This is a genomic window from Streptomyces sp. NPDC008125 (genome assembly GCF_042957125.1).
Classification (GTDB): Bacteria; Actinomycetota; Actinomycetes; order Streptomycetales; family Streptomycetaceae; genus Streptomyces.
Genome location: NZ_JBIBHR010000004.1, coordinates 214,475 through 237,472, shown reverse-complemented (window position 1 = coordinate 237,472; position 22,998 = coordinate 214,475). Strand labels below are relative to the sequence as shown.

Genomic DNA, 22,998 nt, shown 5'->3' with positions numbered 1-22,998 from the left:
GTGCTCAGGACTCCCTCAGCTTCGGGTTGAAGACCTCGTCGAGGCCGACGTTGGCGACGTACAGCGCGCCGACGATGGCGGTGATCCCGGCCCCCGGGGGAACGAACCACCACCACATGCCGAGTTGGAGCGCGCTCCACTGCTGGGCGCTCTGGAGCATCAGGCCGAGCGAGACTCCGCCGGTCGGTCCGAGGCCGATGAAGTCGAGCGACGAGGCGATGAGGACGGACCCGCCGAAGAGCAGGATGAACATCATGAAGAGGTAGGAGCTCATGTTGGGCGCGATCTCGCGGAACACGATCCGCCAGGTGCCGTTGCCGCTGAGCCGGGCCAGGTCCACGAACTCCCGGGTGCGCAGGGTGAAGGTCTGCGCGCGGATGGCACGGGCCGCCCAGGGCCAGGAGGTGAGGCCGATGAACACGCCCTGCACGGGCACCGAGCGCACGCCCAGGTACGCGTTGATGATGAGCAGCACGGCGAGCGCCGGGATGACCAGGACCACGTTGGTGACCATGGTGAGGAGTTCGTCGAGGACCCCGCCGCGGTAGCCGGCGAAGAAGCCGACGAGCATCGCGACGACGGCGGCGATGGCCCCGCCGACCGCACCGACCAGGAAGGTGGCGCGCAGCCCGTGCACGAACTGGGCGTACACGTCCTGGCCGAAGGTGGTGGTGCCCATCCAGTACGTGGAGTCGGGCGGCGCGGCCTGCGGGCCGCCGTAGGCGTTCGGGTCGGCGGTGTCGAGCAGGGGCGGGCCGAACAGCCCGAGGGCGAGCAGGACCAGGACGACGGTGAAACCGATGAGCAGCTTCGGGTTGCGCACGGCGTAGTGCAGGGTCTCGCGGGCGGGTCCGGCGGCCTTGGTCTCCGGGGCGGTCCCGACAGTCTCCGGGGTGCTCCCGGCCGGTCCGGGCGGTGCGCTCATGACTGGCCTCCTGCCATGCCGGTACGGGTCCGGGGATCCACGAGGACGTACACGACGTCGATGACGAAGTTGGCGATCAGCACGCCGATGACGATGAAGAGGAACGCCCCCTGGAGCAGGAAGAAGTCCTGGTTCTGGATGGCGGCGAGGATGAGCGAGCCGAGGCCGGGATAGGCGAAGACGATCTCGGTGACCAGTGCCCCGGCCACGAGGACGCCCAGTTGCAGGGCGAGCCCGGTGACCTGGGGCAGCACGGCGTTGCGGAAGGCGTAGCGCCGGATGAGCCGCTGGGGTGCGCCGAGGGCGGAGAGGTACGAGGAGTAGTCGGACTCCAGCTCGTAGATGATCATGTTGCGCATGCCGATGGCCCACCCGCCGAGCGCGACGAGGAAGAGCGAGAGGAACGGCAGCACCCAGTGGTGCGCCAGGTCGAGGGCGAAGTCGAGGGTCCAGCTGGGCTGGATGTCCAGGCTGTAGCCGCCGGAGATCGGGAACCATCCCGCCTTCGAGCCGAGGGCCCAGGCCAGGATCACCGCGATCCACATGTACGGCATCGCGGTGAGCAGGTAGCCCGCCGGGAGCACGGTGTTGTCGAGCACCTTGCGACGGGCTGCGAGCGCACCGGCCCAGTTGCCGACGATCCAGCTGAGCAGCACCGCCGGGATCATCAGTCCCAGGGTGTACGGGAGGGCGTCGAGCAGCACGTCGGAGACCGGGGTCGGGAACACCCAGACGGAGATCCCGAAGTCGCCCTGGAACAGGGCACCCCAGAAGTGCAGGTACTGCTGCCAGACGGGCTGGTCGAAGCCGAAGAGGTTGTTGTAGTAGGCGCGCATCGCCTCGGCCGCCTCCGGCTGGGAGACGCGGGCCCGGGAGACCATGGCGGCCACCGGGTCGCCCGGCATGAAGCGCGGGATCATCCAGTTGACGGTGACGGCGACGACGAAGGTCAGCGCGTAGACCAGGAGTTTTCGGGCGAAGTAGCGGCGCAAGGGAGCTCCCGTCGAGGTGTCCCGCCGGAGCGCGTGCGCCGTGGGGCGCGCGGCGGGGCGGGGTTCGGAGGGCCGGGGCGGCACGGGGGGGTACGCGGGTCGCGTGTGCGGGCCACGGTCGGCGGCATGGAGGAACGCGCGGGTGGGGGCGTGCCGCCGCCGGGCGGCACGGTGGGGTACGCGGGTGGCGGCGGGCCACCGGGCCGGTGCGGGTGGCGGCGGGCCACCGGGCCGGTGCGCGTGGCGGCGGACTACCGGGCCGGTGCGGGCGGCGGGGGGCCGCCCGTACCGGCCGGCCGGCGGCGGCTACTTCGCCGGTTTGAGCTGGGTCAGCATCTCGAAGCCGCCCATCTCCAGCCAGTTGCGCCAGAGCGCCGGGGCGTAGGTGGGTGCTCCCGGGGCGTCGGAGGGCCAGTTGGTCCAGGTGCCGGTGGTGGACTGCGACCAGAGGCCGTTGTACCAGAGGGGGATGAGCGGCATCTCGTCCAGCTGGATCTTCTGGAGCCTGCTCGCCACCGCCTTCATCCCTGCGGCGTCGTCGGTCGGGACCTGGCCGAGCTGCTGGACCAGCTTCCACGCCTCCTGGTTCTCGTACCGTCCGAAGTTCACCGTGTTCTGCTGCTTCTGGACGGGGAGCTGGAACATGTACTCGTAGTACGTCCACGGGGTGTTGGACAGCTGGCGGTCGTTGTTGAGGACGAGGTCGAAGTCACCCTTCGCGCGCTGCTCGCTGAGCGCGTTCTGGTCGGGGAACTCCGTCGTCACGGAGATGCCCGCGGCCTTGGCCCCGGCGGCGACGACCTTGGCGGCCTCCATCCAGTCGGTCCAGCCGGTGGGCACGGCCAGCTTGAGGGCGATCTTCGAGCCGTCCTTGTTCTCGACCAGCCCGTCGCCGTTCGTGTCGCGGTACCCGGCGTCGGCGAGGATCTTCTTCGCGCCGGCGGTGTCGTACGAGAACCCGTCCGAGGCCACCACGCCCTTGTCGATGTACTGGTCCCACTGCGGCAGCAGCCCGGTCGGGTCGGCCTTCTTGACCAGGTCGCCGTAGACGCCCTTCACGATCTTGTCGATGTCCACGGAGGCGGCGAGCGCCTTGCGGAAGGCGGCGTCGTCCAGCGGCTTGCGGGTGGTGTTGGGCACCAGCCAGGCGGTGTTGGCGGACAGCATGTAGGGCGGCTGGTCGTAGTACGAGACGACCTTCTTGGCCTTGACCAGCGAGGAGGCGCCGGGCAGGAAGTTGTTGCTCAGGTCGAGCTGGCCCTGTCCGAGCTGGCCGATGACGACCTCGTTGCTCGGGTTGGAGACGTCCACGATGTAGCGCGGCGCGGGCGTCATGCCGAGCGCCTTCGTGCCCCACCAGGTCTCGCGGCGCTGCCAGACCACCCGGTCCTGGGATTTGCTCTTGAGGGTGTAGGCCCCGGTGCCGACCGGCTTGTCGTTGACCCCGTTGAGGATCTCCTCCTCGGACCGGCCGCTCCACACGTGTTCGGGGACGACCGGCCGGCCGTAGAGGGTGAAGTCCCACTCCTGGTAGTGGGCGGACGTGAAGGTGAACCGGACGGTCGTGTCGTCGACCGCCTCGGCGGCGGAGAGCCAGCTCCACAGGGAGTGGAACGAGGAGGCCTCGATCTTGCCGAGGCCGTAGGAGTACGCGACATCCTCGGCGGTGAGCGGCTCGCCGTCGGACCAGGTGATCCCGGGCCGCAGCTTCACCTCGTAGGTCTTCGCGTCCTTCCAGGCGCCGGACTCGGCGAGCCAGGGGGTCAGCTTCCCGGCGTTCGGGTCGAAGTGGAACAGCGTCTCGTAGACCAGCCCCTTGGTGCCGGTGGCGTGGTCCCAGTCGCGCAGCGGGTTGTAGTTGGCCGGCGGCCCCCACTGCGTACCGGTGGTGTAGAGCGTCTCGTCGCGCGGTAACGACCCGCCCTGCGCGCCGCCCGGCCCCTTGCCCGTCACCGGGCTCCCTCCGGTGCACGCGGTGGCGGTGAGCGCGATCACGGCGAGTGCTGTGGCGATCCGCACCCGGATACCCGTACCCATAGCCCTTCCTCTCCCCGCCGTCCCTGCGAGCGGAGTCACTGAACCGGGTAAGTGCCGTGAAGGTATGGGTGCTCCGAGGTCGTGTCAAGGGTTCGCGGGAGCGCTCCCATCCTTTCCATGTACCGGAGTTGACGGTACGTTCGAGTCGAGCGGAGAGAACATCGGGAACGCCCGGAGACGGTCGGGACCGCACCGCACGGGGGGTGGCCAGGGGTTACGATGCCGCTGGACATGAACCGGTTAAGCGAGGTCCCGTTGCCCAAGAACCGCCCGACGATCGCCGACATCGCGCTGCGCGCGGGGGTCTCCAAGGTCGCGGTGTCCTACGCGCTCAACGACCGGCCCGGGGTGTCCCCCGCCACGCGCGCCGCCATCAAGGCCATCGCCGAGGAGATCGGCTGGCGGCCCAACAGCGCGGCCCGCGCGCTCACCCGCGCCCGCGCGGACACGGTCGGCCTGGCGCTCTCCCGCCCCGCCCGGATGCTCGGGGTGGAGCCGTTCTTCATGGAGCTGATCAGCGGCATCGAGAGCGAACTCTCCACCGGCGGCTGCGCGTTGCTGCTCCAGATGGTGAGCGGTCCGGCGCAGGAGCTGGAGGTGTACCGGCGCTGGTGGGGCGAGGGCCGGGTGGACGGGGTGTTCCTCGCCGATCTGCGCGAGCCGCGCCCGGGCGAACCCGACCCGCGCGTCACGGGCGTCGCCGGGCTCGGCCTGCCGGCCGTCGCGATCGGCCACCCGTCGGCGGCCGGTCCGCTGGTGCCGGTGTGGTCCGACGACGCGGCGGCGCTCCGCGACACCCTGGCGTACCTCCACGCGCTCGGACACCGCCGGGTGGCCCGTGTCGCGGGGCTCGCGGAACTGACGCACACCCGGCTCCGCGACCGGGAGCAGCACCGGACGTGCGCCGAACTAGGCCTGGGCGCACCGGTGGTGGTGCACACCGACTACTCCGGGGACGAGGGCGCGCACGCGACCCGCCGACTCGTCAGCGCCCCGGACCGGCCGACCGCGATCATCTACGACAACGACATCATGGCCGTCGCGGGGCTCTCGGTCGCCCAGGAGATGGGTCTCGACGTGCCCGCCGACCTGTCGCTGGTCGCCTGGGACGACTCGCAGCTCTCGCAGGTGGTCCGGCCGCCGCTGACCGCGCTGAGCCGGGACATCCCGGCGTACGGGGCGCTGGCGGCGCGCACCCTGCTGACCCTGGTCGCCGAGGGCGCGGCCGAGGGCAGCGAGGACGCCGCCGCCCGTCTCGTCCCGCGCGGCTCGACGGCGCCGCCGCGCTGACCAGGTGGTACGGCCCCGGCGGGGGCCCCGGTGTCATCCCGGAGGAGGAGGCGGGTCCCACCCCGGTGCGACTCGAGAGTGCCACCGGAACGGGCACGGGGACTGACGAACGGGCCGCCGGGAACGCGGAGAATGAGAGGGCCCCGAAGGTACCGCCGGTCCTGTCCCGGACCCGTCCCGGGGCCGCGTCACCCCACCCCCGTCCCCTCAGGAGCGTCCCTGTGACCACCGCACCCCCCGTCCCCCGTGCCACCGGCGTCGCCGCGCGCGCCACGGAGCTGTCGAAGGTCTACGGCCAGGGCGAGACCCAGGTGGTCGCCCTGGACCGGGTCTCCGTGGACTTCCCGCAGGGCGAGTTCACCGCGATCATGGGTCCGTCCGGCTCCGGCAAGTCCACGCTGATGCACTGCGTGGCCGGGCTCGACACCTTCAGCTCCGGGTCGGTGCGCATCGGCGACACCGAGCTGGGTTCGCTCAAGGACAAGCAGCTCACCCAGCTCCGCCGGGACAAGATCGGGTTCATCTTCCAGGCGTTCAACCTGCTGCCGACGCTGACCGCGCTGGAGAACATCACGCTCCCGATGGACATCGCGGGCCGCAAACCGGACGCTGCCTGGCTCCAGCAGGTCATCGACATGGTCGGCCTCTCCGACCGGCTGAAGCACCGGCCGACCCAGCTCTCCGGCGGGCAGCAGCAGCGTGTCGCGGTGGCCCGTGCGCTGGCCTCGCAGCCCGAGATCATCTTCGGCGACGAGCCGACCGGGAACCTCGACTCCCGGTCCGGCGCGGAGGTCCTGGGCTTCCTGCGCAACTCCGTGCGCGAGCTGGGCCAGACCGTCGTGATGGTGACCCACGACGCCGTCGCCGCTTCCTACGCGGACCGGGTGATCTTCCTCGCGGACGGCGCGGTCGTCGACGAGATGGCGCGGCCCACGGCGGACGGCGTGCTGGACCGGATGAAGGCGTTCGACGCCAAGGGCCGCACCAGCTGACCCGGGCGGGTCGGACGTCGGCCCCACGCCGTACCGGCCCCGGCCCCCGTCCCCGGCCCCCCGTACAGCCCCGTTCCTCCGTACAGCCCCCGTCCCCCGGGCGTGCCGCGCCCTCCCCCGGTCCTTCCGGACCTCATCCCAGGACACACACATGTTCCGTACCGCCCTGCGCAATGTGCTCGCGCACAAGGCCAGGCTGTTGATGACCGTGCTCGCGGTCATGCTCGGCGTCGCCTTCGTCTCCGGCACGCTGATCTTCACCGACACGCTCGGCAACGCCTTCCGCAACCAGTCCGCCAAGAGCTACGACGACGTCGCCGTCGCCGTGTCGACCTCGGGAGGCCACCGCGACGGCCGCACCCCCGCCGGCGTCGACGAGGCGACCCTGGAGAAGATCCGGGCGCTGGACGGAGTCGCCGGGGTCACCGGGCGGGTCTCCGGCTTCGCCGGGGCCGCCGACCGCGACGGCAAGCTCATCGGCAGCGGCTGGTCCACCAGCGGCGGCAACTTCGCCCCCGGCAAGGACGGCAAGGACCCCGCGTACACCTTCACCTCCGGCGACGGACCGGTGAAGGACGGTCAGATCGCCCTGGACCGGGCCTCCGCCGACAAGGGCGGCTACCACGTCGGCGACACGGTCCGGGTGGCGACCAACGGGCCGGTGAAGGAGTACGCCCTCACCGGTGTCTTCACCACCGAGGACGGCGCGGTCAACGCGGGCGGCAGCCTGGTCCTCTTCCAGGAGGCCACCGCGCAGAAGCTGTTCCTGCGGGCCGGTGAGTTCCAGGAGGCCACGGTCGCCGCGGCCCCCGGCGCCTCGGACACCGCGCTGCTGGCCGAGGTGAAGTCCCTGCTGCCCCGGGGCGCCGACGCCCGTACCGGGCAGGCGCTCGCCGACGAGCAGGCGAAGCAGATCGAGGACGGGCTGGGCAATCTCGACACGATCCTGCTGGTCTTCGCCGGTATCGCACTCTTCGTCGGTGTCTTCCTGATCGCCAACACCTTCAGCATGCTGATCGCCCAGCGCACCCGGGAGCTGGCGCTGATGCGCGCCGTCGGTGCCTCCCGCCGGCAGGTGAAGCGGTCGGTGCTGATGGAGGCGGCCGTGGTGGGTCTCGTCGCCTCGGCGGTGGGCTTCGCGGTGGGTACCGGTCTGGCCGCCGCGCTGCGGTCGGCGATGGGCCTGATCGGCGGGAAGATCCCGGCGGGTCCGCTGGTGATCGCCCCCGGCACGGTGCTCGCCGCGTTCGCGGTGGGCGTCCTGATCACGGTGTTCGCCGCGTGGCTGCCCGCCCGCCGGGCCGCGAAGATCGCGCCGGTGGCCGCGATGAGCAGTGTGCACGCGGTGGCGAGCACCCGTTCGCTGGTCGTACGGAACTCGATCGGCGGCGCCGTCACCCTGCTGGGCGCGGCCGGCATCGTCGGCGGCGCCGCCGCGGCGGACGCCGACGGCCGGAAGCTGATCGCGGCCGGCGCCTTCCTGGCGCTGATCGGGATCATCGTGCTGATCCCGCTGCTGTCGCGTCCGGCGATCGCGCTCGTACGCCCGCTGCTGACGCGGGTGTTCGGGGTGTCCGGGAAGCTGGCCGCGCAGAACGCGGTGCGCAACCCGCGCCGCACCGGCGCCACCGCCTCGGCCCTGGCGATCGGGCTGACCCTGGTCACCGGCATCTCGGTGCTGGGCGTCACCCTCGGCCAGGCGGTCGACCGGATGACGACGGACAACATCAAGGCCGACTACATGGTCTCGATGGCGAGCGGCGACGCGCTGGACTCGTCCGCCCTCACCGCACTGCGGAAGGCCGACGGCGTCACCGCCGTCTCGCCGCAGCAGGCGAACCGGCTGACGGTCGGTGGCAAGCACCACGCCGCGTCCGGTGTGACCCCGGGCGACGTGGAGAAGCTCTTCGCGCTCAAGACGGTCACCGGTTCGCTGGGCTCTCTCGCCGAGGGCCGGATCGCGGTCGACTCGGACACCGCCCGGAACAACCACTGGAAGACCGGTGACACCCTGCCGGCGACCTTCGAGGACGAGAAGAAGGGCGAGGTGACGATCGGCGCGGTCTACGAGGCCAACCAGTTCGTCTCCCCCGTCCTGCTCCCGGAGGACCTCGCGAACGCCCACACCGAGACCGCCGACATCCAGGAGATCTGGCTGAAGACGGACGGCGGCGCCTCCGCCGCGAACGAGCAGGCCGTCGTGGACGCGCTGGGCGACAACCCGGCGATGACCGTGATGGACCGGCAGGACATGCGGGACATGTTCGGCGGTTTCGTGAACCTGGCGCTGAACATCATGTACGGCCTGCTGGCGATGGCGCTGCTCATCGCGGTGCTCGGAGTGGTCAACACCCTGGCGATGTCGGTGTTCGAGCGCAAGCAGGAGATCGGGATGCTGCGGGCGATCGGCCTGGACCGGGCGCGCGTCAAGCGGATGATCCGGCTGGAGGCCGTGGTGATCTCGCTGTTCGGCGCGGTGGTCGGCATCCTGCTCGGAACGTTCCTGGGCTGGGCGATCGGCCGTACGATCTCCGCCGCGATCCCCGGCTACGAGCTGGTCGTCCCGTGGGGCCGCATCGGGATCTTCCTGCTGCTGGCCGCCCTGGTCGGCGTCCTCGCCTCGCTCTGGCCGGCCCGTAGCGCCGCCCGGCTGAACATGCTGACGGCGATCAAGACGGAGTGATCGGAGGCCCGTGACGGGCCTTGACGGAACCAGGGGCCGGAGACCGCCGTTCTGCGAGCGGTCTCCGGCCCCTGGCGCGTGTCGCGGGGCCGGTCAGTCGGTGGCGGAGGCCGTCCACCGGCGGGAACGGGCGGGCATGCGGGAGTGTCCGGCGTCCGTCGGCCTGACGGCGAGGATCTGGTTGACGCCGATCTTGTTGTGCTCGAAGGAGAGGGCGGACGCCGCCATGTAGAGCCGCCAGACCCGGGCCCGTCCGGGCGAGGTGGCCGCGACCGCGGCGCTCCAGTTGTCCTCCAGGTTCGCAACCCACTGACGCAGCGTCAATGCGTAGTGCTCGCGCAGCGCTTCGACGTCCCGGGCCTCGAAACCGGCCTCCTCCAAAATCCCGAGCGTCCTTCCTACCGGGGCGAGTTCGCCGTCGGGGAAGACGTAGGCGTCGATGAACTCGTCGATGTGGTAGGCCTCTTCGTCCTTCTCGGGGCGCCGGGCGATCTGGTGGTTGAGCAGCCGGCCGCCGGGCTTGAGGAGGGCGAAGAGATCGTCGGCGTATTCGCGGTAGCGGACCGAGCCGACGTGTTCGGCCATGCCGATGGAGGAGATCGCGTCGTAGGGTCCGTCGCGCACGTCCCGGTAGTCCTGCACCCGGATCTCGACGCGGTCCGTCAGTCCCTCCTCGGCGACCCGCTTGCGGGCGTAGGCGGCCTGTTCGGCGGAGAGGGTGACTCCGGTGACGACGGCGCCGTACTCGCGGGCCGCGTGGATGGCCATGGAGCCCCAGCCGCACCCGACGTCGAGCAGCCGGTCGCCCTCCTTGAGGGCGAGCTTGCGGCAGACCAGGTCGAGCTTGTCGCGCTGGGCGTCCTCCAGGGTGCCGCCGTCCTCCCAGTAGGCGCAGGAGTAGACCATGGACGGGCCGAGGACCATCTCGTAGAAGTCGTTGCCCACGTCGTAGTGGTGGCTGATGGCCTCTTTGTCCCGGCGTCGGGTGTGCAGCGGGCCGGTGCGGCGGCGGTGCATCTCCTCGGCGGGCGGGGCGGGCGGCGGGTAGGGGCCCGCGAGCTGGGCGAGGCCCTTCGCGAAGGCCCGGACCTTCGGGTCGCGCAGCGGGTGGACGGTTTCCTTGGCGTCGATGCCCCGGTCCCAGAGAAGGCCGGCGATGCTGTCCAGCGCCTCGTACAGGTTGCCCTCGACATCGATCTCGCCGGCCACCCAGCCCCGGGCCAGCCCCAGCTCGCCGGGCTTCCACAGCAGTCGGCGCAGCGCGCGGCGGTGACGGATGACGAGGGTGGGGGCACCCGGCGGTCCGGCCTCACTGCCGTCCCAGGCCCGGATACGGACCGGAAGACGTTCTCCGAGCAGATCCGAGAGAAGAGCGGTCAGCCGCGACGCGGCGTCTGCCATGGCGCACACCTCCGTGGTGGTGTTTCCCAAAATGCCCATATGAATACACATGCATCATCGCCCCGCCGGTGCGCTCCAGCGCCACGACGAGGTGACACATGCGTCAACTCTGGCCGCGGCAACCGTCATCCCGCTATTGGGCAATGCTTGGGCAAAGTACATGTAGCCAGCAAGTATCAGTCGGGGGCGCGGCCCCCTCCCCCCCGGCTCCGGGCCCGACGGAAAGCCCGCCCGGGTATGCCGAAGGGGCCGCCCGCACCACGGATGGCGGACGGCCCCTTCGGGTCGTACAGGTACAACGGGTCGTGCGAGGTCGTACGGGTCGTGCACGTGCCGGAGGCTCCTCGGCGGACGGAGCCGACGCACCCTCGCGGGAGCGCCGCCGGGGTCAGGAGGCCTTGGCCTTCTCGCCCTCGGGCTTCGCGGCGGCGGGAGCCGGAGCCGGCTTGGCCGCCTCGTAGAACTCCTCGCGCGGCGTCTCCATGGCACCGAGGGAGACGACCTCGCGCTTGAGGAACATCGCGAGGGTCCAGTCGGCGAAGACGCGGATCTTGCGGTTGAACGTCGGCATCGCCATGCCGTGGTAGCCACGGTGCATGTACCAGGCGAGACGGCCCTTGAGCTTGATCTTCACCTTGCCCATGACGATCATCGCGACGCCCTTGTGCAGGCCGAGACCGGCGACCGCACCCTTGTTGGCGTGGCTGTACTCCTTCTGCGGGAAGCCCCGCATGCCGGAGACCACGTTGTCGCCGAGGACCTTCGCCTGGCGCAGTGCGTGCTGGGCGTTCGGCGGGCACCAGGCGTTCGGGTTGCCGGCGCGGCGGCCGACCATGTCCGGAACCTGGGCGTTGTCGCCGGCGGCCCAGATGTAGTCGGTGCCCTGCACCTGGAGCTTCTCGCTGGTGTCCACGTGGCCACGCGGGCCGAGCGGCAGACCGAAGCGGGAGAGCGCCGGGTTCGGCTTCACACCGGCGGTCCACACGATGGTGCTGGAGTCGACTTCGAGGCCGTTCTTCAGCACGACGTGACCGTCGACGCAGCTGTCCATGGAGGTGGAGAGGTAGATCTCCACGCCACGGCTCTCCAGGTGCTCCTTGCCGTAGGCGCCCAGCTTCGGGCCCACCTCGGGAAGGATCTTGTCGGCGGCGTCGACGAGAACGAAGCGCATGTCCTCGCGCTTGACGTTCGTGTAGTACTTGGCCGCGTCCCGGGCCATGTCCTCGACCTCACCGACGGTCTCCGCACCGGCGAAGCCACCGCCGACGAAGACGAAGGTCAGCGCCTTGCGGCGGATCTCCTCGTCGGTCGTGGAGTCAGCCTTGTCCAGCTGCTCCAGGACGTGGTTGCGCAGACCGATGGCCTCCTCGATGCCCTTCATACCGATGCCCTGCTCGGCGAGGCCGGGGATCGGGAAGGTGCGGGAGACCGCGCCCATCGCGATGACGAGGTAGTCGAAGGGCAGCTCGTAGGCCTCGCCGACGATCGGCGCGACCGTGGCGACCTTGCGCTCCTGGTCGATGGTCGTCACACGACCGGTGAGAACCTCAGCCTTGGGCAGCACGCGTCGCAAGGGGACGACGACATGCCGAGGCGAGATGCTGCCTGCGGCAGCTTCGGGGAGGAAGGGCTGGTACGTCATGTACGAGCGCGGGTCGACGACCGTGACGGTCGCCTCTCCGTAGCGCATCTTCTTGAGAATGCGTCGAGCTGCGTACAGGCCTACGTACCCACCGCCTACAACGAGGATCCTGGGACGCTCCGTGGTGCTCATGCAATCGAGTATCCACCCCGCCCCGGGGGGTACCTCGTGAGCCCCTTCACAAGGTTGGGTGCCCCCTCTGCTACACTGCGCGACCCGCGTGACCCAGGTCATGGTCCACCAGGGGAACCACAACCTCGCGGCGAACGTTGTTCACCGCCTGTGAGCTGGCCCTTGGCCTCGGAACGACAGCTCTCGGTGCCCTTTTCGCCCCCTCCGTCCGACCCGCGCGCGCCACGCGGGGGACACCCGCGCGTAGCGCACAAAACGTACGCACGGGCCCATTCGCACCCCTGCGAGCGAAGAACTTGGCCCACGCGGACCGAATTCCTTGTGAAGAACTTCACGAAGGTCGCCGTGACGCCCTCCCGAACACCCCCCGGGAGCCCCCTCGCCACCCGCCGGGACACCCCGGTAAAGCATCAGAAGTGCAGGCCGGGCCGCATGTGAGCGCACGAATCCCGGGAGGTGAGGTTGCACGCCGGGGGCGTCCCGGGCGAGGCCACGGGCCGGGCCGACGGGCGGGTCGGCGGCCGGACGCGCGGACCCGCCCCAGGTGCGCACACACTGGACATATGACCACAAGGAGAACCGTGACGGTCCGGGAGGCCTGCGCGGACCCCGCCGCCCCCATCGACCATGCCGAGCAGGGCGAACCCACGGTGATCACGCGCGACGGCACGCCGGTGGCCGCCGTGGTGCCGATCGCGGACTTCGAGGCCCTGGAGGAGGCGGCCGACGTCCTCGACATGGAGGCGGTGCTGTCCGGTGTCGACCCCACCACGACCGTGGCCGAGCTGCTGACGGACGTGCTCGGGGACCACGCGGGGGCGGCGGAGGAGGACGGCGGGAGCAAGGAAGAGGGCGGGCCCGGGAACGGCACGTACTGAGTACGGCAACCCGCTCGGGCTGCCGTACCCGGCCGCGCCCTCCTCAGTCGCGGCGCCGGACGTACAGCCGGTTGCCCTTCGGGCCGGTCCACTCCACCCGTACGACCCCGGGCACGGCGGCATCGGCGAGACGGGAGGCGTTGGACCAGTAGCCGACGTTCGGGTTGCGGAAGAAGGTCGCCCACAGCTGCCCGCGGTGGTCCTCGAAGAAGTTGTTGTGGCCGGCGCCGACGCCCACGGTCCAGCGCTGCGAGTACGGCCCCTCGAAGGTGTCGGAGACGGCGGCGACGGCGTCGTACTGGTACTGGACGCGTCCGGCCGCGGCGGTGTCGTAGCCCTGTCGGGTGGTGCCGTCGGCGTTGACCGAGGTCCGGTCCCAGGCGGCCTGGAGGAGGTAGTACTTTCCGCCGTACGTGAACACGTACGCGCCTTCGAGGTACGGCTCGGGCGTGTAGGGCGTCTGGCGGAACGCCGGGAGGCCCGTCGAGGGGACGATGTCCTCCATGTCGTCGCGGAACTCGGCGTACAGGTTGTTGTGCAGCACCAGCCAGGCGTCGTCACCCTCGGAGTACAGACTGCCGTCGATGTGGTGGTACGCGCCGGGCGCGATGAAGGCGGGACCACCGATGAAGGAGTCCCCGAACGGCTTGTCGAGGTTGCCCTCGATCAGCCGGTAGGGGCCCTCGACGCCGCCCTCGCTGACGAGCAGGAACGAGCCGACCTTCTTGGAGTGGTCGCCCATGCACGCGACGATGTACCACCTGCCCCGGAAGCGGTGCACCTCCGGCGCCCAGGCCTCGCCGCGCTTGCCGAACTGGTTGTCGTACCAGTACTCCTGCCAGGGGGCGACGACCGTGCGGCCGGGCCGGTTCTCGTCCACGAACTCGGGCGACCACACCTTGCCCTTCTCCGCGCCGGGCCGGACACCGGTCGTGTCCGCCAGCTTCCAGGGCCCCTGGAGGTCGCGCGCCGTCCACACGAAGATGCCGTCGTTCCAGGGGGCGGCGATGTCGAGGCCCGGCACCCGCGTGGTGCCCGTGGCGACGTAGAGCGGTCGGCCGTCGACCTCGAAGCAGTTGACGTACGCGTCGCGCATCCAGACGCGCCCGAGTTCCTCGTCGCGCGGGCGCAACTCCAGTGGCAGCACGAAGGAGTTGTCCTCCCTCGGCCAGAGGTCCTCACGGGTGTCGGCGGTGCCGTAGGGGGCGGGGTCGGGCCAGTTCGCGGGGTACCGTCCCCGGCCGCCGGACGTGTCCTTCGGTACGGCGTGCGCGGCGTGTGCGGCGGGTCCGGGGGCGGTGGGGGCGTGCGGGGCGGCCTGCGCCGCCTGCGCGGGCAGGGCCGCCGCCGCCCCCAGTCCGGCGGCACCGGCCAGCAGGGCCCGGCGGCCGACGGGCGATCGGTTCTCGTGGCTGGTCATCGGTCAGCTCTCCTTCGGCGTACGAGTGTCATGCGCGGGAGCGCGGGCCCGCACGGCGGCACAGCGCCCGGTCGGGCACGGAGGCAGCAACCGTCTCCGCACTTCACGTGCGCACGGCGACCGAAACTGACTGGGCGTCGACACGCGCGCTCAACGCCCTCTGTTGCTCAGGGTTTTGAAGTGTCAGCACGAACCAGGGCAGTCGGCCCGGCTGCGGCGCGGCACGCACGATCTGCGTGCCGCGACCCGCTCACGACCAGCCTGCGGACCGACCTCGGATGGCATGAATCCAGCATGGAAACCGCGATGATCTACGTCAAGGGGTCGCCGATTTAATCCGGATGCCCCGGGCAGTGGCTTGGGCTCATGACACGCCGCGTACAGGCCGGGCGGCACTGACGGAGCTCGCGGCCCAGTCGGCAGCCTCCACCGACTGGAGCCCAAGCCGCCGACGGCATGGCCGGATGTCCACGCCACCCCTGAACGCACGGGGTCCAAAGCCCTCTGACCACCCGGAGCTCCGAGCGCAAGAACACTCATCGAGCGAGCCCGCACCTCCGGCGCCGATCGCACGTCGTGGGCTCTTCTCCTTGCGATACGGTCGCCACACACCAGAGCCCAGAGGGGGAACCGTGGCCGACTACCTCGCCGTACTCACCACGACCGACACCGAGGACAAGGCCCAGCACCTCGCTACGAAGGCGGTGGAGATGCGTCTCGCCGCATGCGCCCAGATCGACGGACCGATCAAGAGTATCTACCGCTGGGAGGGGAAGATCGAAATCGATGCCGAGTGGCGAGTGCTCTACAAAACGACGGCGGCCCATTTCGATGAACTCGCCACGCTCATTGAGGCAGTTCACGACTACCACACTCCGGAGATCATCGCCACACCCATCACTGCGGGTAGCGACGCCTACCTCGCGTGGCTGAGCGCGGAAACGACCGGCTGAGGAAGCCCGCAGTTGGGCGTACGACGCCGGACATGGCCATTCAGGCGAGCGCCACGGCCAACTCGCCGCGCAGTTGCTCAGCGACACCGTTGTGTGCGGGCAACTGTGCGACGAGAGCCTGGAGTCGCTGACGCCCCAGTGTCGCCTCGGCCTGCCGAGTCAAAGGTTTCCGCGAACATCGTGGTTCCGGACCGCAGTCACGTCGAGCGTGTGCTTCGCATCATCGAGCGGCACGGCAGTTCCATCGTGGTACGCATGCTCGTCTCGTTGGAGGACGGGGGCGCTTCGCTGGCTGCCATGCAGGAAGTGGTCGACCACCTCGGCGCGGTACCGGTGCGACGCGTCGTCACTGCCGGGACGTCGGACCAGCGAGTACGGTACCGCCTCCCGGACGGCCGAACCCTCTATGCGAAAAGTATCCGGCCGGTGCGCCTTCCGGAGACCTGCACCGGCTGTCATTTCAACAATCCCGAAGACTGCCAAGAGGGGTACTACGGCGTCCGCATGTACCGTGCCGTCGACGGGCCGTTCATGGTCGGTGTGTGCATCCAACGCATGGATCTCTGTCTGTCTCTCGGCGAATTCGTCATGAGTCAGCGCTGCCGCGAAGTCGCCACTTTCCGGGAGGATGAAGCCGCACGACTCTCGCGCCTCTACGCAGTACGTGCAGAGATGGGCTGATCGGCGCCCCACGCGCGAGCGGCTTGCTCCGGGTGCCGTACCCCGTGGTGGGCCGCTTGGTGTGTCCGTGCGCGACCGGCCACCAGCCGCCGAGAAGCGATCCCGTCGGGCATCGCTTCCAAAGCTTTCTCCCCCTGGCTCGTGTACACGCTTGCGCGTACACTTTTCTCATGACTGAGACGACCGCGACCGTGCGAGAAGCCCGCGCCCACCTTGCGGACCACATCAATCGCGCCGAGGAGGGCACGCCCACGGTGATCACACGCAACGGGGAGCCCGTTGCCGCTGTGGTACCGATCTCCGATTTCTACGCGCTGGAGGACGCGGCGGACGTCCTGCTGGCGAGGGAAGCGGAAGCGGTCCTGGCCCAGGGCGGCCCGACCGTGACCATGGCCGAGCTGTTGGCCGACCTGTTCACCGAACGCTCCGAAGGCGCGGCGTGAAGTACGCGTTCCGGTTCACCGCCACGGCGCAGCGGCAACTCCGTGCCATCGACCGGCCTGCCGCCATGCGCATCCTGGCCGCGCTGACCGCGCTCGGCGAAGACCCGTACCGCGAGGACGCCGACGTCAAGAAACTTGTCGGCTCCTCAGGTCTCTACCGCCTCCGGGTCGGGAACTACCGGGTCGCCTACCAGGTCGAGAACGAGGAACTGGTGATCCTCGTCGTCAAGGTCGGCGACCGGCGCGACGTCTACCGGAGCATCTGAGACGCCTGACGGGCCCGGGAGCACCGTGCCCCGAGCCCGTCCGCCACTCAGCAGATCATTCGCCGCCGGGCGTCGCCGCACCGAGGGCGATCCCGTCCAAAATGTCGTGCTCGCTGACCACGATCTCCCGGGCCCCCGTGCGACGCATGAGCGCCTGGAGGATCAGGGCGCCGGAGGCGATGACGTCGACCCGGCCGGGGTGCATCGCGGGGATCGCGGAGCGTTCGGCGTGGGTGGAGGCGAGCAGGCGGGTGGTGATCTCCTCCACGCGGGCGAGGGAGATCCGGGAGTGGTGGATGGCCTCGGAGTCGTACTCCTTCAGGTCCAGCGCGATGGCGGCGATCGTGGTGACCGTGCCGGCGAGGCCGACGAGAGTGGTTGCCTCGGTGAGCGGGACGGTCTCGGCGGCGAGGTCGAGGGCCGCGTCGATGTCGGCGCGGATCGCGGCGATCCGGGCCTCGGTCGGCGGGTCGATCTTCGCGCCGTCCTGGACGAGGTGGCGCTCCGTCATGCGGACGCAGCCGATGTCGACCGAGCGGGCGGCGCGGACCGTGTCGTCGCCGAGGACGAACTCGGTGGAGCCGCCGCCGATGTCCACCACGAGGTACGGGGAGGCGAAGCCGTGGCCGCTGCCGCCGTGGAGTTCCTTGGTGGCGCCGTCGAAGGAGAGCTGGGCCTCCTGGTCGCCGGTGATCACCTCGGGTTCGACGCCGAGGATCTCGTGGACGCCCCGGACGAAGTCGGCGCTGTTCTCGGCGTCGCGGGAGGCGGAGGTGGCGACGAAGCGGATCTTCTCGGCGCCCAGCTCCTCGATGGCCCCGGCGTACTCGCGGCAGGCGGCGAACGTACGCTCCAGGGCCTCGGGGGCGAGGCGGCCGGTGCGGTCGACGTCCTGGCCGAGGCGGACGATCCGCATCCGGCGGTCCAGCTCGGTGAAGCCACCGGTGGCCGGGTCGATGTCGGCGACGAGCAGCCGGATGGAGTTGGTGCCGCAGTCGACGGCCGCGACGCGGGTGGTGGTCACGCGGACTCCTCGGCCGGCTTCTCGGGCGTGCACGGCGTCACGCAGGGGCCCTTGGCCCACCACTCGGGGAGCATGGCGATGGCTTCGTCGCCGAGCGGGTTCACGCCGGGGCCCGCGGCGAGCGAGTGGCCGACGAGGACGTGCAGGCACTTCACCCGGTCCGGCATGCCGCCGGCACTGGGGAATCCCTCCAGGACCTCGATGGCGTCACGGCGGGCGATGTAGTCCTCGTGCGCGGCGCGGTAGGCGGCGGCGAGCTCCGGGTCGGTGCCCAGACGCTCGGTCATCTCCTTCATGACGCCGTTCGCCTCCAGCGTGCCGATCGCGGAGGCGGCACGCGGGCACGTCAGGTAGTACGTCGTCGGGAACGGCGTGCCGTCCTCCAGACGGGGCTGGGTCTCCACCACGTCCGGGTTGCCGCAGGGGCAGCGGTGCGCGATGGCGCGCAGCCCGCGCGGCGGCCGTCCGAGCTGCTGCTCGAACGCGGCGATGTCCGCGTCGGTGGGCGGAGTGGATTCGGTCTGCGGAGGGGGCGTGTCCATGCCTGCCTTGGTTCTGCTCGGAGGTGCTGCCGTGGGATGCGGTGCGCCGCGGGGTACGCCGGAAGGCGCGGTTCTTGCTCGGACCAGTGTGCCTGGCGGACCGGTGTGTCCGGCCGGGCGGGGCGTGGCTCAGCCGCCGTGGGCGGAGCTGTCGGAGGAATCGTCGGAGTCGCTTCCGGAGCCGTCCGCGCTGTCCACGCCGTCCCAGATGTTGGAGTGCCAGGGCCGGCCGTCGGCGCCGGGTTCGCCCCGGTCGTCGCCCGTCGCGTCGGGATCGACGACGGTGTAGCCGGTCTCGCCGGGGAGTACGTAGTGGAGGTGTTCGCGGGCGAGGCGGCGGATGTACGCGTCGTCCTGGAGGCGGGCCTTCTCGTCCCGCAGCTCCTCGGCGCGCTTCCCGGCGTCCTGGAGCGTCCGCTCCTGGTCGGCGATCTCCTCGCGCTGGGAGACGTACTGCCGCATCGGGTACGCCAGCGCCACGATCAGGGTGCAGACGATGAGCGCCAGGAACGCGGCGCGGCCGGTGAGCCGGGAGCGGTGGGCCTGGCGGCGGTTCTGGGAGCGGTAGACGCGGGCCGCCGTCTGCTCACCGAGCAGCCGCAGCCTGGTCGCGGTGGAGAACCGGTCGCGGTCCTTCACGGCCATGTTCATGCCTCCCCGTCACGCACGTCCGTCCCCGCACACGGTACGGGACCGAGTGCGGGGACGGACGGAGGCTGGTGCCCTCACGGGCAGTGGATCAGCCCTTGAAGCGGGGGAACGCCGAGCGGCCGGCGTACACCGCGGCGTCGTCGAGGATCTCCTCGATGCGCAGCAGCTGGTTGTACTTGGCGACGCGGTCCGAGCGGGCCGGGGCGCCGGTCTTGATCTGACCGCAGTTCACGGCGACGGCGAGGTCGGCGATGGTGACGTCCTCGGTCTCACCGGAACGGTGGGACATCATGCACTTGAAGCCGTTGCGCTGGGCGAGCTCGACGGCGTCCAGGGTCTCGGTCAGCGAACCGATCTGGTTGACCTTGACGAGCAGGGCGTTGGCCGAGCCCTCCTCGATGCCGCGGGCGAGGCGCTCGGGGTTGGTCACGAAGAGGTCGTCGCCGACGATCTGCACCTTGGTGCCGAGCTTGTCGGTGATGACCTTCCAGCCGGCCCAGTCGTCCTCGTACAGCGGGTCCTCGATGGAGACCAGCGGGTACGCGGAGACGAGCTCCTCGTAGTACTCGGTCATCTCGGCGGCCGAGCGGGACTTGCCCTCGAACTCGTACGTGCCGTCCTTGTAGAACTCGGACGCGGCGACGTCGAGCGCGAGCGCGATGTCGCGGCCGGGGACGAAGCCGGCCTCCTTGATGGCCTCGACGATGAGGTCGAGGGCGGCGCGGTTGGACTCGAGGTTCGGGGCGAAGCCGCCCTCGTCGCCGAGACCGGTGGAGAGGCCCTTGGTCTTCAGGACCTTCTTCAGCGTGTGGTACGTCTCGGCACCCCAGCGAAGGGCCTCGGAGAAGGACTCCGCGCCGATCGGGGCGATCATGAACTCCTGGATGTCGACGTTGGAGTCGGCGTGCGACCCACCGTTCAGGATGTTCATCATCGGAACGGGCAGCAGGTGCGCGTTCGGGCCGCCGAGGTAGCGGAAGAGCGGGAGGTCGGCAGCCTCGGAGGCGGCGTGCGCGACGGCCAGCGAGACGCCGAGGATGGCGTTGGCGCCGAGCGAGCCCTTGTTCTCCGTGGCGTCCAGGTCGCACATCGCCTGGTCGATCAGGCGCTGCTCGGTGGCGTCGTAGCCGACGAGCTCCGGGCCGATCTGCTCGATGACGGCGAGGACGGCCTTCTCGACACCCTTGCCCAGGTAACGCTTGGGGTCACCGTCGCGAAGCTCGACGGCCTCGAACGCGCCGGTGGACGCGCCGGACGGAACGGCAGCACGGCCCGTGCTGCCGTCGTCGAGACCAACTTCGACCTCGACCGTGGGGTTACCCCTCGAGTCGAGGATTTCCCGGGCTACGACGACGTCGATGGACGGCACGAGCATCTCCTTCTGGGATGTGACGCTGACTGTGCGGGGCTCTTGAGCCTTGCGACTAGAGCCTAACCGGACACAGGACATCGGCCAGCCGACCGTCCGTCCAGTGACACGGCGAGCCTACACATTGTTTCCGTACGGAACATAACGTGTGGCGATACGGCGTCCGGCGGTCTGCCGTACGCCCGGGAAAGAACGCTTCTCCTTCCCCTCCCCCGGACACGGCCCACGGCCGGGCCGTTCGGGAAAAGGCCCTGGCCCGGCGTGCGGGGGGAGTGCGCGCCGGGCCAGGGAGTGGGAAAGGGGTGCCGCCGGACACCCTCGTTCCGGGGAGGAGAGGTTCGTGATTACTTCAGGTGGAGCTGCTGCCCCGGGAAGATGAGGTCGGCGTCGTCGACGATGTCGTGGTTCAGCTTGAACAGCTTCTGCCAGCCGCCCTTGACACCCTGCTTCTGGGCGATGGTGCTGAGGGTGTCACCGGTGACGACCTTGTACTCGCCGTCGCCCTTCTCGACCTTGCCACCGGTGGGCGTGGTGACGGTCTCGGACTTCTCGGCGGCGGGGCGCTCCTCGCCGCGGGAGGCGGTCTGCGAGTCGGAGGAGCGGTCCGGCGTCGCCGTGGAGGCGCTCTCGTCGGTCGCGGTGGAGCCGGCGCTCGCGGAAGTGTCGGTGCTCGCGGAGGAGTCGGTGCTCGCGGAGGAGGAGCCCGTGCCGACGCCCGGGTCCACACCGTCGTTGGTGAGGTTGCCGGCGCCGGCGCAGGACCAGGCGCCCGGGCCCTGGAGGTCGAGGAGCACCTCGGCGGTGGCGATCTGCTGCTCCTTGGTGGCCAGGTCGGCGCGGGGAGCGTACTTCGTACCGCCGGCGGCGGCCCAGCTGGACTGCGAGAACTGGAGGCCACCGTAGTAGCCGTTGCCGGTGTTGATGGACCAGTTGCCACCGGACTCGCACTGGGCGACGGCGTCCCAGGTGGCGACGGAGGCGGCGGAGGCGTTGGTGGCGCCCATCAGCGGGAGGGCGATGGCGGCACCGGCGACGCCGGCGAGCGTGGCCACACGGACGGCCTTGGACGAGCGGCGGTGCTTACCCTTGCTGGACAGCAGCATGGAAGATCTCCTCACCGACGCCTACGAGGTGAGCTGTCGGGTTCGGGCCAATGAGTTGCCCGGCCACACGTCCTTGCGTGTGGCTTCACCCCTAGCTGGTCCCGGCCCGCCCGTCGTTTCCGACGGGCCGTCCGATTCCGGCGGCTTACCTGGGTCCCCCGCTCCTGCCTACGGCGCTTTCGCGTCTGTTCCCTTCGACCGACGGCAGGATTCGGCGTGACGGTCGACGGGGCCCGCGGTGCGAGCGGCTCTGACCGTAAACAGAGGGAACCCCCACATTCAATGATGGACATATCAGACAATCAGACCTTACTGGCCAGGCCTGAATAACCGTTTCCGCAGGTCAAAGCGGACATCCGCGAACCCTCGTGACCGCGACACGCCGAAACAGCGAAGAGACCCATGTCTCACTTTCGCAAAAGCGGACATAGGCCCCTTAACTGCCCCTCTTTTCGGGCGTTTTTCCCGAGTTTGATCAGTTGGCGGGGGCGGTCTCCGCCGTGTCGGGAACGGTCTCCGGCGTGTCGGAAGCGGCCCCGGTCGCCGTGGAAGCGGTCGGCGTCGTTCCGGTGGCCGCCTGCGCGGACAGGTCGAGCTCCTGGCCGGGCAGGATCAGGTCGGGGTTCGAGCCGATCACGTCCTCGTTGGCCTGGTAGAGCTCGGTCCAGCCGTCCGTCAGGTGCTGCGCGTCGGCGATCGCCCAGAGGTTGTCGCCGGACCGGACCGTGTACGTCCCGTCCGTCGCGAGCGCCTCGTCGTCGCGCGCGTCGCTGTCGCCGCGCGAGGCGTGCCGGCCGGTGTCGCGCGAGGCGTCGGCGGCGGCCTCGTCCGGGTCGGGCGTGCCGCGGTGCTTGCCGCTCGTCGCCGAATCGTCGGTCGCCGCGTCCGTCGTACCGGCCGACGCGCCGCCCTTCGCCCCGCTCGTGCCGGGCGTGGTGCGGCCCGGGGTGGCCGAGCCGGAGGGCGAGCGGGTGGCGGAGGCCCCGGGGCTCGGCGTGGCACTGCTCCGGGTCGAACCGGTCGAACCCGTCGACTCCTTCGAGTCCGTCGCGCCGGAGGTGCCGGTCGAGCCCGAGGTGTCCGTCGACTCCGCGGTGCCGGCCGAGGCGGGTGCGCCGCCCGCGTCCGGGATCGTGCCGGCGGAGGCCCCCGCGTCCGCGGCGGAGACGGAGCCCTGGTCCACACCGATGAGCGAGCCCGCGGGGGCGAGACCGGAGATCACCGCGCACCCGGGCCACGCCTGCGGGCCCTTGGCGTCCAGCACCTTCTCGGCCACGGCTATCTGCTGCGTGCGGCTGGCGAGGTCCGCGCGCTGCGCGTAGTCCGTACCGCCGTAGGCCGCCCAGGTCTCCTGGGAGAACTGCAGCCCGCCGTAGTAGCCGTTGCCGAAGTCGGCGCTCCAGGTGCCGCCGCTCTCGCATTCGGCGACCTTGTCCCAGGTGGTCGCATCCGCGGCGTTGGCGCCGGCCGCGGCGAGGAGCGGAATCGCCAGGGCGGAGCCTGTCACGCCGGCTGCGACGACGATGGCGGGTGCCTGGCGAGGGCGGCGGTGTCTGCCGTTCGCGGAGCCCATG

20 protein-coding genes and 1 riboswitch are annotated in these 22,998 nt (G+C 70.4%); of the genes, 8 read left to right on the top strand and 12 right to left on the bottom strand.

Annotated elements, in window-relative coordinates; genetic code table 11:
* Window positions 1-4 precede the first annotated feature (4 nt).
* From ACFZAX_RS08860 to ACFZAX_RS08850, 3 genes are all read right to left on the bottom strand, one after another.
* The gene (locus ACFZAX_RS08860; RefSeq protein WP_390960275.1) at window positions 5-925 is read right to left on the bottom strand and encodes an ABC transporter permease subunit; all 921 of its coding nucleotides are present in this window, start codon (window positions 923-925) and stop codon (window positions 5-7) included.
* Window positions 922-1,917, bottom strand: a complete 996-nt coding sequence (locus ACFZAX_RS08855) for an ABC transporter permease subunit (protein WP_390960274.1) — start codon at window positions 1,915-1,917, stop codon at window positions 922-924. The genes ACFZAX_RS08860 and ACFZAX_RS08855 overlap by 4 nt, the downstream gene beginning before the upstream one ends.
* A gap of 306 nt (window positions 1,918-2,223) precedes the next feature.
* Entirely contained in the window at window positions 2,224-3,954 is a 1,731-nt protein-coding gene (locus ACFZAX_RS08850; RefSeq protein WP_390960273.1) for an ABC transporter substrate-binding protein, read from the bottom strand.
* A 255-nt stretch (window positions 3,955-4,209) separates the two neighbouring features.
* Here ACFZAX_RS08850 and ACFZAX_RS08845 point away from each other — a divergent pair, with 255 nt between their 5' ends.
* The 3 genes from ACFZAX_RS08845 to ACFZAX_RS08835 all read left to right on the top strand — a co-directional run bounded on the left by ACFZAX_RS08845 (window position 4,210) and on the right by ACFZAX_RS08835 (window position 8,919).
* Window positions 4,210-5,244, top strand: a complete 1,035-nt coding sequence (locus tag ACFZAX_RS08845; protein ID WP_390960512.1) for a substrate-binding domain-containing protein — start codon at window positions 4,210-4,212, stop codon at window positions 5,242-5,244.
* A 221-nt stretch (window positions 5,245-5,465) separates the two neighbouring features.
* The gene (locus ACFZAX_RS08840) at window positions 5,466-6,236 is read left to right on the top strand and encodes an ABC transporter ATP-binding protein (RefSeq protein WP_327177514.1); all 771 of its coding nucleotides are present in this window, start codon (window positions 5,466-5,468) and stop codon (window positions 6,234-6,236) included.
* A 151-nt stretch (window positions 6,237-6,387) separates the two neighbouring features.
* Entirely contained in the window at window positions 6,388-8,919 is a 2,532-nt protein-coding gene (locus ACFZAX_RS08835; protein ID WP_390960272.1) for an FtsX-like permease family protein, read from the top strand.
* A 93-nt stretch (window positions 8,920-9,012) separates the two neighbouring features.
* Here ACFZAX_RS08835 and ACFZAX_RS08830 read toward each other — a convergent pair whose 3' ends face one another.
* Together ACFZAX_RS08830 and ACFZAX_RS08825 are read right to left on the bottom strand one after the other, a co-directional pair.
* Entirely contained in the window at window positions 9,013-10,320 is a 1,308-nt protein-coding gene (locus tag ACFZAX_RS08830) for a class I SAM-dependent methyltransferase (RefSeq protein WP_390960271.1), read from the bottom strand.
* Window positions 10,321-10,708: 388 nt separating this feature from the next.
* Window positions 10,709-12,094: an NAD(P)/FAD-dependent oxidoreductase gene (locus ACFZAX_RS08825; protein ID WP_266708118.1), complete on the bottom strand. Its 1,386-nt coding sequence runs from the start codon at window positions 12,092-12,094 to the stop codon at window positions 10,709-10,711.
* A 563-nt stretch (window positions 12,095-12,657) separates the two neighbouring features.
* Here ACFZAX_RS08825 and ACFZAX_RS08820 point away from each other — a divergent pair.
* The gene (locus ACFZAX_RS08820; RefSeq protein WP_390960270.1) at window positions 12,658-12,972 is read left to right on the top strand and encodes a type II toxin-antitoxin system prevent-host-death family antitoxin; all 315 of its coding nucleotides are present in this window, start codon (window positions 12,658-12,660) and stop codon (window positions 12,970-12,972) included.
* Window positions 12,973-13,015: 43 nt separating this feature from the next.
* Here the strand turns inward: ACFZAX_RS08820 and ACFZAX_RS08815 are convergent, their stop codons facing one another.
* Window positions 13,016-14,392: a family 43 glycosylhydrolase gene (locus ACFZAX_RS08815; protein WP_390960269.1), complete on the bottom strand. Its 1,377-nt coding sequence runs from the start codon at window positions 14,390-14,392 to the stop codon at window positions 13,016-13,018.
* 632 nt (window positions 14,393-15,024) lie between these two features.
* Between ACFZAX_RS08815 and cutA the strand changes: the two genes are divergently transcribed.
* The 4 genes from cutA to ACFZAX_RS08795 all read left to right on the top strand — a co-directional run bounded on the left by cutA (window position 15,025) and on the right by ACFZAX_RS08795 (window position 16,735).
* The gene (gene cutA, locus ACFZAX_RS08810) at window positions 15,025-15,345 is read left to right on the top strand and encodes a divalent cation tolerance protein CutA (RefSeq protein WP_390960268.1); all 321 of its coding nucleotides are present in this window, start codon (window positions 15,025-15,027) and stop codon (window positions 15,343-15,345) included.
* A 210-nt stretch (window positions 15,346-15,555) separates the two neighbouring features.
* The gene (locus tag ACFZAX_RS08805) at window positions 15,556-16,026 is read left to right on the top strand and encodes a hypothetical protein (RefSeq protein ID WP_390960267.1); all 471 of its coding nucleotides are present in this window, start codon (window positions 15,556-15,558) and stop codon (window positions 16,024-16,026) included.
* A 170-nt stretch (window positions 16,027-16,196) separates the two neighbouring features.
* Window positions 16,197-16,469 carry a type II toxin-antitoxin system prevent-host-death family antitoxin gene (locus tag ACFZAX_RS08800; protein ID WP_390960266.1) on the top strand — a complete coding sequence of 91 codons (273 nt, stop codon included), beginning with the start codon at window positions 16,197-16,199 and terminating at the stop codon, window positions 16,467-16,469.
* On the top strand, window positions 16,466-16,735 hold the full coding sequence (locus tag ACFZAX_RS08795; protein WP_390960265.1) for a type II toxin-antitoxin system RelE/ParE family toxin: 270 nt from the start codon (window positions 16,466-16,468) through the stop codon (window positions 16,733-16,735). The genes ACFZAX_RS08800 and ACFZAX_RS08795 overlap by 4 nt, the downstream gene beginning before the upstream one ends.
* A gap of 55 nt (window positions 16,736-16,790) precedes the next feature.
* On the opposite strand, the gene ACFZAX_RS08790 is transcribed toward ACFZAX_RS08795, so the two are convergent.
* From ACFZAX_RS08790 to ACFZAX_RS08765, 6 genes are all read right to left on the bottom strand, one after another.
* Window positions 16,791-17,759 carry an exopolyphosphatase gene (locus ACFZAX_RS08790; RefSeq protein ID WP_390960264.1) on the bottom strand — a complete coding sequence of 323 codons (969 nt, stop codon included), beginning with the start codon at window positions 17,757-17,759 and terminating at the stop codon, window positions 16,791-16,793.
* Window positions 17,756-18,301, bottom strand: a complete 546-nt coding sequence (locus ACFZAX_RS08785; RefSeq protein ID WP_390960263.1) for a DUF501 domain-containing protein — start codon at window positions 18,299-18,301, stop codon at window positions 17,756-17,758. The genes ACFZAX_RS08790 and ACFZAX_RS08785 overlap by 4 nt, the downstream gene beginning before the upstream one ends.
* A 129-nt stretch (window positions 18,302-18,430) precedes the next feature.
* Window positions 18,431-18,946, bottom strand: coding sequence for a septum formation initiator family protein (locus ACFZAX_RS08780; RefSeq protein WP_390960510.1), 516 nt, complete (start codon window positions 18,944-18,946; stop codon window positions 18,431-18,433).
* A 94-nt stretch (window positions 18,947-19,040) separates the two neighbouring features.
* Window positions 19,041-20,327: a phosphopyruvate hydratase gene (gene eno / locus ACFZAX_RS08775; RefSeq protein ID WP_390960262.1), complete on the bottom strand. Its 1,287-nt coding sequence runs from the start codon at window positions 20,325-20,327 to the stop codon at window positions 19,041-19,043.
* A 338-nt stretch (window positions 20,328-20,665) separates the two neighbouring features.
* On the bottom strand, window positions 20,666-21,424 hold the full coding sequence (locus ACFZAX_RS08770; protein ID WP_390960261.1) for a transglycosylase family protein: 759 nt from the start codon (window positions 21,422-21,424) through the stop codon (window positions 20,666-20,668).
* A gap of 3 nt (window positions 21,425-21,427) precedes the next feature.
* A riboswitch (cyclic di-AMP (ydaO/yuaA leader) is annotated at window positions 21,428-21,610 on the bottom strand.
* A gap of 289 nt (window positions 21,611-21,899) precedes the next feature.
* Window positions 21,900-22,997 carry a transglycosylase family protein gene (locus ACFZAX_RS08765; protein WP_390960260.1) on the bottom strand — a complete coding sequence of 366 codons (1,098 nt, stop codon included), beginning with the start codon at window positions 22,995-22,997 and terminating at the stop codon, window positions 21,900-21,902.
* Between the last annotated feature and the right edge of the window lies 1 nt (window position 22,998).